The following is an 8,820-nucleotide window of genomic DNA, read 5'->3' as shown; positions in this document are numbered from 1 at the left end:
TAGCTTCTTAGCTTCTTAGCTTCTTAGCTTTCTATTTTCGTGCTTCCTAGCTTCTTAGCTCCCTAGTTTCCTAGTTTCCTAGCTTCGTGCTTCCTAGCTCTTTAGTTTCCAAGTACTAAACGCCAACACTCGGTTGGCGTTTTGCTTTTATAAAGCCCCAATTATTAATCCCACTTTCGACTTCCCAAAGCGCCACGATTCAAATAGCCATTCACTCGTATCTTGTTTTGATTCCCATTTTGAGAAACGAAAACCTCCTTGGAACCATTCACAATAAGCCACTGAAATATAATAATTATTTAATTGGCATAACTCCTGCAATCTCCTTGTGTAGTCAAACGTTTTAAAGAAGTTACTTCAATAGAAACGTCAGAAAAGCGAAACAAGAATTATAAAGGCAGGGTCCAAATTATGAATAACCAGATAACAAAGCATGGCAAGAAGATCATACACGTTGTTCAACACCTTGCCCCAGGCGGATTAGAAACCCTAACGTTAGATTTGCTGCGCCTTGCTAAACCAACAGACCAAGTGTTGATCGTCAGTTTAGAAGGCACGAAAGCAGAATCCATCGCAAACTGGCCGAAGCTGAAGCCTTACCACAACCAAATCGTGTTTTTAGATAAAGAGCCCGGTGTTCAATTCAACATCATCATAAAACTCATCAAAGCATTTAGAGGAATTCGCCCTGATGTTGTTCATACCCATCACATTGGCCCACTGCTCTACGCGGGTTACGCTGCCCGTGTATGAGGGGTTCCTACTCGAATTCATACCGAGCATGATGCTTGGCATTTGAAAAATAACAAACGTCGTCGCTTACAAGCATTAGCACTTAAAGCCGCTCAGCCAACTTTGGTGGCCGATGCAACCCGTGTTTACAACCAACTGCGCTCTGCCTTTTCATACAACAACATCATCACGATTAAAAACGGTGTGGATTGCGAGAAGTTCAAACCGATGTCAAAAACAGACGCGAGAGCAACACTCGATCTACCAACCGATAAACACATCGTAGGTTGTGCGGGACGTTTAGAACACGTGAAAGGTCAAGACCAACTGATTAAAGCGCTTAGCTTACTTCCTACTAACACCGTTGTCGCATTGGCTGGTGATGGTTCAAAACGCAAGCAACTGGAACAACTCACTGACCGCTTGAATTTGAGCGACCGTGTGATCTTTCTTGGCCTAATTGAAGACATGACTACCTTTTACGGCGCGTTAGACACCTTCTGTCTACCTTCTCGTCATGAGGGGCTGCCACTTTCTACACTAGAAGCTCAGGCGTGCAACATCCCTACCGTCGCGATGAATGTAGGAGCTGTCGATGAAACCTTATGTCCAGTCAGCGGCGCCCTCGTCAAAAACGGCAGCATTGTGGGGTTAGCTAGTGCGCTATTAGAAAAGCAAAATGAACGCTTTTTGTCACCTCGTCGTTACGTACTCGACAACTTCGACATTGTAAAAATGGTTGCCTCTTACAACGATATCTCAAAAGGAGTTTGCGCATGATCGACTGGTTGCTTGCAGGACTTTGCTTATTCTCTGGTGCGCTGATTGTCTACCATCACGCTGCCTATCCACTGTTACTGCGTTGGTATGCGAAAAGTCACCCGGCGCGTCAGATTGAAGAGAGCCATCGTTGTTATAAAGACGAACAACAAGATTGCACACTACCCACCATTACCATTCTTGTCCCAGCATTTAACGAAGAGCAGTGGATCGCCGATAAAGTTCGTAACCTTGCTTCATTAGATTACCCAAAAAAGAAGCTACAAGTGATTATTGCTTGTGATGGCTGCACTGATAACACGGTAGAAATCGCCGAAATGACGATTCAAGAAGCGATGTGCAGCGATATCTATTTCGAGATACATGACCACAAGACCAACCGAGGAAAAGTTGCGGTTATCAATGAAGAAGTGACCAATATAGAAAGCGATATCACGGCACTAAGTGATGTATCAGCCCTTATTTCATTGGATGCATTGCTTATTGCAGCCGCTCATTTTGAAAGTGACAAGGTTGGTGTGGTAAACGCAACGTATCAACTATGCCCAACGGGCAACGAAGGTGAAAACGCGTACTGGCAGTATCAAACCGCCGTTAAAGAGTCTGAGGCTTCATTAGGTTCGAGCTTGGGTTCTCATGGCGCGTTCTACTTGTTTAGAACCCATTTGTTTGAACTACTGCCTCTAAACACTATTAATGATGATTTCATCTTACCAATGCAAATTGTTAAACAAGGTTACATTGCAGAATACGAAACACAAATGGTGGCACTGGAGCTAGAAGAATCGAACCTAGAAACAGACTTCAAAAGAAGACTTCGTATTTCAGCGGGCAACATGCAACAAGCAATTCGATTGTTTGGCTTGTTCAGCCCCAAGTTCAAAGGCATCGCGTTTGCGTTCTTCTCCGGAAAAGGGCTTCGCCTACTCACTCCATATTTAATGATTGTTTGCTTAGTGTGCTCAATCTTACTTAGCAACTACTTGGTATTTGAAGCACTGTTATGGGCTCAAGTTGCCGTTTATACCATTGGCGTACTTGGCTGCATCTTGCCAAAGCGTCTAGTAAACAAACCTATTTCATTAATCTCTTATTTGATAGTTGGACACTATGCCAACTTCATTGGTGGCATTCGTTACCTAATCGGACTAGAAAACTCACCTTGGACACGAGCGAATCATTAAGGACTTATTATGATGAACATTGAACAGCTATCTACTCAAAACTTATACCAATACAAAATCTCACGAGCTAAACGTACGTTCGATTTCGTAAGCTCACTAATTGCTTTGATTTTGTTAGCGCCAGTATTTCCATTGATTGCGATGGCAATTGCACTGACTTCTCGCGGCCCTATTTTCTACCGCCAATTGCGTGTCGGTAAATCTACGCCGGAGAAAATGGCAATCTTTGAAATCATGAAGTTCCGTAGCATGTACGAAGATGCAGAAACGCGTTCTGGCGCAATTTGGGCTACTGCGAATGACCCACGAATCACACCCGTTGGTCGCTTTTTGAGAAAGACACGTCTTGATGAGCTCCCACAGCTGTTCAATGTATTGAAAGGTGAAATGTCTCTAATTGGTCCACGCCCTGAACGCCCTACTTTTTACACCAAACTAGAGAACGAAATCCCTTACTTTGCTGACCGTACATACGGCGTAATGCCTGGTATTACGGGGCTTGCACAAGTAAATCAAGGTTATGATACCTGTATTGATGATGTACGTCGTAAAGTGGGCTTTGACCACAGTTACGCATTAAGCCTATGTTCTGTTAAGTCTTGGATTGTCGCTGATCTCAGCATCATTTCTAAAACTATCATTGTGATGGTCGACGGTCGAGGTCGTTAAACTGATATGGTGTGAGACGAAAGAACAAGCTGTCTAGTCCAAGGTGAAAAATAGAGCAGTCTGTCCCATGCGAACACAAAGCCAGCTTTGATAATGATTTGTCAGCTGGCTTTTTACTGTCTTAAAACAAGCCAAACCCAAGAACGCTTCGATTTTAAAATCCAATTGGTATACGATGCCAACATACTGTTCTAAAAACGATTAAATGCCGTTGTTATGAAAATCGCAGATCTTAAGCTGTTTACCACCGTTGTCGAACTGGGTAGTTTTACTGCCGCAGCCAATGCACTTGACCTTCCCCGAGCTAACGTTAGCCGTAGAATTAACGACCTTGAGAAGTCTCTCGGCATTCAACTGTTCTTTAGAACCACACGAAGCCTCTCCTTAACCAAATCTGGCGAGCTCTATTACAAAGAACTACTCAATGCATTGAGTGCGCTCGACAAAGCGAACCATGTCGCTTCCAACCTTTCAGAGGTTGCACACGGGCAAATTAAGATTGGTCTATTGCCTGAAACCAGCGACATCATGCAGTCGACTCTGTTTAAATTCCAAGATATGTACCCTCAGGTTGAGCTTGATATTCGCAACATTAGTAACGGCTTTGTCGACATGTACCGTCAAGGGTTAGACCTCGCTATGCATGGTGGTACGTTGAGCGATGCAAACGTGGTTGCTCGTAAAGTGATGGTTCTCCAGCGTATTTTTGTCGCAAGCCCTGAATTTCTAGAGAAACAAGGCAAGCCCTCAAACCTAAGAGAGCTCTCCAATTACCCATTTGTTTGCTTCAGATGGCCAAGTGGCGACATCGATAAACAATGGGACATCAAAGATCACACCATCAAAGTTGAACCTTTGGTCGTCAGCGACAGCATTGGGTTCGTGAAAGGCGGTGTAATTCGACATAGAGGCATCGCGTTGTTACCAGAACTCTTGGTACGACAGCAACTCAAAGACGGCACCTTGATTAACCTGTTCCCCGACGAGAACCTTCAAGAAGAAGAAGCATGGTTGCTCTATCCTCAGCGTAAAGCGTTAAGCCATTCAGCACAGCTTTTGATTGATTTTTTATTACAAGAGCTCCCGAAACTCTAGTTATTGTAACGAATATTGTGACAGTGTTTCACGTGAAGACTAGATTATCTAAACAAGACTGAAAGATAGAATTACTCCATAAATTGACAGGAGTAATCCATGAAGCCTATATCTCAACATTCATCTGTTTTGCAGCGTTCGTCTATCTTTCAGCAGACACCTATCTTCAAACACACAGTCATTGCACTAAGCCTAACCGCTCTGTTTGGTTGTAATGACTCTGAGGCGACGATAGCTCAAAAACAAACGCGCCCGATTCAAGTTATCCAACTTGAGCCTCTCTCTCATCAAGTTGAAAAATCGTTCACAGGCAAATTGCAGTCATCAGAAACCGCTGGCGTCGCGTTTCGTGTGCCTGGCACTATTCAAAAAATGATGGTCTCGGTTGGTGATTCAGTAAAGAAAGGCCAACCACTTGCGCAGTTAGACCCTCATGATTATCAAGTCGCGTTAGAAGAGTTACAAGCACGAGCACTAGAAGCGAAATCTGCACACAAATTAGCGAAATCCGAACTTGTACGAGTAAAACAAGCCATCGCTGATAATGCGATTGCCGATGTTAATCTAGACCGTGCAATCAGCGGTTATGAACGAAGTGAAGCGGCGGTTAAAGTCGTAGAACAGAACATACGCCGTGCGAAAGATTCGATTCGTTATACCCAACTGCTTGCACCCTTCGACGGCGTTGTAGCGGCATCGAACTTCGATCAGTTTGAACAAGTTCTGCCGGGCATTTCGGTTTTCACCATCCACAACCCTGATCAGCTTGAAGTTAAAATCCAAGTCCCAGAGAACTTGATTCATGAGTTCCAACCGAATCAAACCGCTGTTATTAATTGGTATGGCTCAGAGGAAAAGCTGATTGGGTACGCCGCTGAAATTGCCACGTCACCTCACCTTATCAAACAGACCTACGCGGTTACCTACCATGTAGAAACAACCGGCAAGTCAGTGTTACCGGGAAAAGCCGTCACTCTGACAACTCAACTTGGCGAAGCTAGCAACAATTTCTGTTTACCGTATTCAGCGTTGGTGAATCAATCTGGCATCGAGCAAGTGTTCACGGTTAAGAACGAGCAAGCTCATGGCGTGACTGTGGACGTGGTTTCGATGTCCCAAAATACCGTATGTGTTGAATCAACGCTCAACGATGGCGATTTCGTCGTGGTGAGTGGTGCTCAGTACGTCATGGAAGGCCAACACTTCTCCGATATTCAAGTTAAGAGTCTGTAGGTAAATCATGATGAATCTAGCTGATTTTGCGATCAAACAACGCACCTTCATCCTGTTTTTCACTGCATTGAGTGTTATCGCAGGCCTGTTTTCTTACTTTGATCTTGGCAAGCTCGAAGATCCAAGCTTCACCATCAAAACGGCCGTCGTAGTAACGCTCTACCCCGGCGCTTCTGCGGAAGAAGTGGAGCAACAAGTCACGGATACCGTTGAAACTAAACTGCAAGAGATGGGATCATTGAACCGACTGCGTTCATTGTCTCGTCCGGGCATGTCGATGGTGTTTGTCGATCTCAAAGAGTCTCTTAATTCAAAAGCACTTCCTCAAGAGTGGGACTTATTGCGTCGCAAAGTCTCTGACATGAAGCTGTTACTGCCTTCGACTGCACAGATCAGTGTCGTACAAGACGAGTTCTCTGAAGTCTACGGCATGCTTTTCTCGATCCACAGTAAGAATGCTTCTCCTGCTGAGCTAAGACGTTACGCAGAAGAGTTGCAACGTCGAATTAAAACCGTCGATGGTATTAAGAAGATCGAATTACACGGCGTTCAGCCACGCGTTGTTCATATCGACATCCCAGATGAAAGGTTAGCGCAATACGGCCTATCTATCACACAAGTTTGGTCGCAGCTGAATACGCAAAACATGGCGTTCGATGCCGGTAAGTTTTCAGCAGGAACTGAGCGAATCCGAGTTCAACAGTCGAGTGAGTTTGGTTCATTAGACGACATCAAAAACCTGATGATCAAAGGCGGCGTGAGTGAATTAGGAACCAGCTTAATCCGCTTAGGCGATATTGCAGACGTCACAATGGGCTACCAAGAGCCAATGATGACTGAGAACCGCTACAACGGCGTACCTGCAGTCACATTAGCGATGAGCCCAGTAACCGGCGTAAACGTGGTATCACTTGGTGATGAAATCAATCAAATCGTCAGCGATTTTCAAGCAACCCTGCCGTTAGGTGTTGATATCGCGACAGTTGCTAACCAACCGGAAGAAGTTCAAAAATCGATCGACAACTTCGTAAGCAACTTGCTAGAGAGTGTCGCGATTGTATTCATCGTCCTGTCTATATTCATGGGGCTAAAAAGCGCAACCATTGTCGGCTCAAGCTTACTGCTGACTATCTTGCTGACACTTATCTACATGAACATCACTTCAATCGATTTGCACCGAGTTTCGCTAGGTACCTTCATTCTTGCGCTTGGTATGTTGGTTGATAATGCCATTGTCATCACCGATATGATGATTGTGAAAATCAACAAAGGCATCGACCGAACCAAAGCCGCAATTGATTCTGTTAAAGAGACAGCCACACCACTCTTTGGTGCAACAGTCATTGCTATCATGGGTGCGAGCCCTGTTATCTTTTCAAAAACCGATGCCGCTGAGTTCGCAAGCTCAGTATTCCTAATTATCGCCTCTTCATTGTTGTTGTCATGGTTTGTCGCAATGACCTTTACAGCTTTGATGTGTTGGTTCTTCATCAAGCCGACTAAGCAAGCTGACAATACCAAAGTGAGCTTATACCGTAAGAGCGTAAACTGGACGGTAGATAACCCACTCAAAGCACTGACGGGGCTTATTCCGCTGATCTTGGTTACTGCATTGGCTATCCCGAATATTGCCGTTAACTTTATTCCACAAGCCGACAGACCCATTCTGTTCTTAGATTACTGGCTGCCAAATGGCGCCAAAGTTGAACAGACCTCAGAAGACATGAAGCGTATCGAACAATGGTTGTTAGAGCAGCCGGAAGTCGAGAGTATTTCAACGTACGTTGGTGCTGGCGCTCCTCGTTTCTCAGTGACCATTGAGCCAGAGCCGTTTGACTCTGCTTACGGTCAGATCTTGATTAACGCGACCGATTTCCCTTCACTCAGCCCGCTGATTGCGCGTGGCGACAAATGGTTAATGGAAGAGTTTCCAAACGCCGATCCTCGCTTTAGAAGCTTAAAGCTTGCGACTTCGGATAAATTCAGTGTTGAAGCGCGTTTTTCAGGCCCAGATATCGAGGTACTGCACGGCTTATCTGAACAAGCGAAAGCTATCTTTGCTCGACACCCAGACACCAAGTACGTGCGTGACGACTGGCGTCAAAAGAGCAAAGTGCTAGAACCTGTCATCAACCAAGACAAGATGCGTCTTGCAGGCATTAACCGTGCAGATATTGCATTCGCGATGAAACGCGCGTCAGAAGGCATGCCGCTAGGTCGTATGAACTTAAACGACGAACTGGTGACGATTCAACTGCGTGGTACAGAAAGCTCTATTCAATCGCTAGAAACTTTGCCAGTACGTTCTTTATTGGGCATCCACAGCGTTCCACTAGGTCAAGTCATTGACGGGTTTGAGCTTACCAGCGAAGAGACCATGATTTGGCGTCGCGACCGAGTAAAAACCATCACAGCACAAGCGGGCGTTGGTCGCTACACCACACCTGCAGCAGTGAGAGACTCAGTTAAAGAACAAATAGAATCCATTCACCTTCCACACGGTTACCACTTGGAATGGGGTGGCGAATATTACGACGAGCATAAAGCGGTCAGCGATATTCTTAAACAGCTACCTAAAGCGATGTTGTTGATGGTGATCATCCTAGTTGCGATGTTTAACGGCTTCAAACAGCCAGTGATCATCTTCACCACCCTACCGCTTGCGGCGACGGGTGCAACGTTCAGCTTGTTGCTGTTGGATAAACCGTTCGGCTTCATGGCGCTGATTGGCGCGGTAACGTTGACAGGTATGATCATCAAGAACGGCATCGTGTTGATGGACCAGATCGAGCTTGAACGTAAAGACGGTCGCTCACTGTCAGACGCAATTAAAGAAGCAACCGTGAACCGTACAATGGCGATCTCAATGGGCGCACTCACGACAGCACTTGGCATGATCCCGCTGCTTAGTGACCTGCTGTTTGACCAGATGGCGGCAACCATTATCGGTGGCTTGGCTGCGGCAACCGTGTTGTCTCTGTTTGTAATGCCTGCGCTTTACAAGCTCTTCTATCGAACTGAAGAAAAAAAGACAGTGGCCGAAGCCATTAAAGATGCAGTAGTTGTGCTCGATGCAACGCCTCAGTCTACAAACAACCGAACAACCTCATTCAACAAGGAGCAATAA

At 45.4% G+C, this 8,820-nt stretch carries 5 protein-coding genes and 1 pseudogene; all 6 read left to right on the top strand.

Annotation, left to right across the window (positions count from 1 at the left end; all coding sequences use genetic code 11):
• The first annotated feature begins 411 nt into the window (after nucleotides 1-411).
• The 6 genes and pseudogenes from H5300_RS10210 to H5300_RS10185 all read left to right on the top strand — a co-directional run bounded on the left by H5300_RS10210 (nucleotide 412) and on the right by H5300_RS10185 (nucleotide 8,820).
• Nucleotides 412-1,512 (top strand): annotated as a pseudogene (locus tag H5300_RS10210) (glycosyltransferase).
• Nucleotides 1,509-2,696: a glycosyltransferase family 2 protein gene (locus tag H5300_RS10205; protein ID WP_102573093.1), complete on the top strand. Its 1,188-nt coding sequence runs from the start codon at nucleotides 1,509-1,511 to the stop codon at nucleotides 2,694-2,696. The pseudogene H5300_RS10210 and the gene H5300_RS10205 overlap by 4 nt, the downstream one beginning before the upstream one ends.
• 9 nt (nucleotides 2,697-2,705) lie before the next feature.
• On the top strand, nucleotides 2,706-3,365 hold the full coding sequence (locus H5300_RS10200; RefSeq protein WP_182795916.1) for a sugar transferase: 660 nt from the start codon (nucleotides 2,706-2,708) through the stop codon (nucleotides 3,363-3,365).
• Nucleotides 3,366-3,581: 216 nt separating this feature from the next.
• Nucleotides 3,582-4,460, top strand: a complete 879-nt coding sequence (locus H5300_RS10195) for a LysR family transcriptional regulator (RefSeq protein ID WP_182795915.1) — start codon at nucleotides 3,582-3,584, stop codon at nucleotides 4,458-4,460.
• A 99-nt stretch (nucleotides 4,461-4,559) separates the two neighbouring features.
• Nucleotides 4,560-5,693, top strand: a complete 1,134-nt coding sequence (locus H5300_RS10190; protein ID WP_017091047.1) for an efflux RND transporter periplasmic adaptor subunit — start codon at nucleotides 4,560-4,562, stop codon at nucleotides 5,691-5,693.
• 10 nt (nucleotides 5,694-5,703) lie between these two features.
• A complete protein-coding gene (locus H5300_RS10185; RefSeq protein WP_182795917.1) occupies nucleotides 5,704-8,820 on the top strand; it encodes an efflux RND transporter permease subunit in 3,117 nt (1,038 codons plus the stop codon).

The sequence above is a fragment of the Vibrio sp. SG41-7 genome, assembly GCF_014164465.1.
In the GTDB taxonomy this organism is placed as follows: Bacteria; Pseudomonadota; Gammaproteobacteria; order Enterobacterales; family Vibrionaceae; genus Vibrio; species Vibrio splendidus.
The sequence above is the reverse complement of the archived record's forward strand: the minus strand, read 5'-3'. Positions and strand labels throughout refer to the sequence as shown.

Coding starts and splice junctions, on each gene's coding strand:
- H5300_RS10195 (WP_182795915.1), top strand. CDS start 3,582: ATGAAAATCGCAGATCTTAAGCTGTTTACCACCGTTGTCGAACTGGGT.
- H5300_RS10190 (WP_017091047.1), top strand. CDS start 4,560: ATGAAGCCTATATCTCAACATTCATCTGTTTTGCAGCGTTCGTCTATC.
- H5300_RS10185 (WP_182795917.1), top strand. CDS start 5,704: ATGAATCTAGCTGATTTTGCGATCAAACAACGCACCTTCATCCTGTTT.
- H5300_RS10200 (WP_182795916.1), top strand. CDS start 2,706: ATGATGAACATTGAACAGCTATCTACTCAAAACTTATACCAATACAAA.
- H5300_RS10205 (WP_102573093.1), top strand. CDS start 1,509: ATGATCGACTGGTTGCTTGCAGGACTTTGCTTATTCTCTGGTGCGCTG.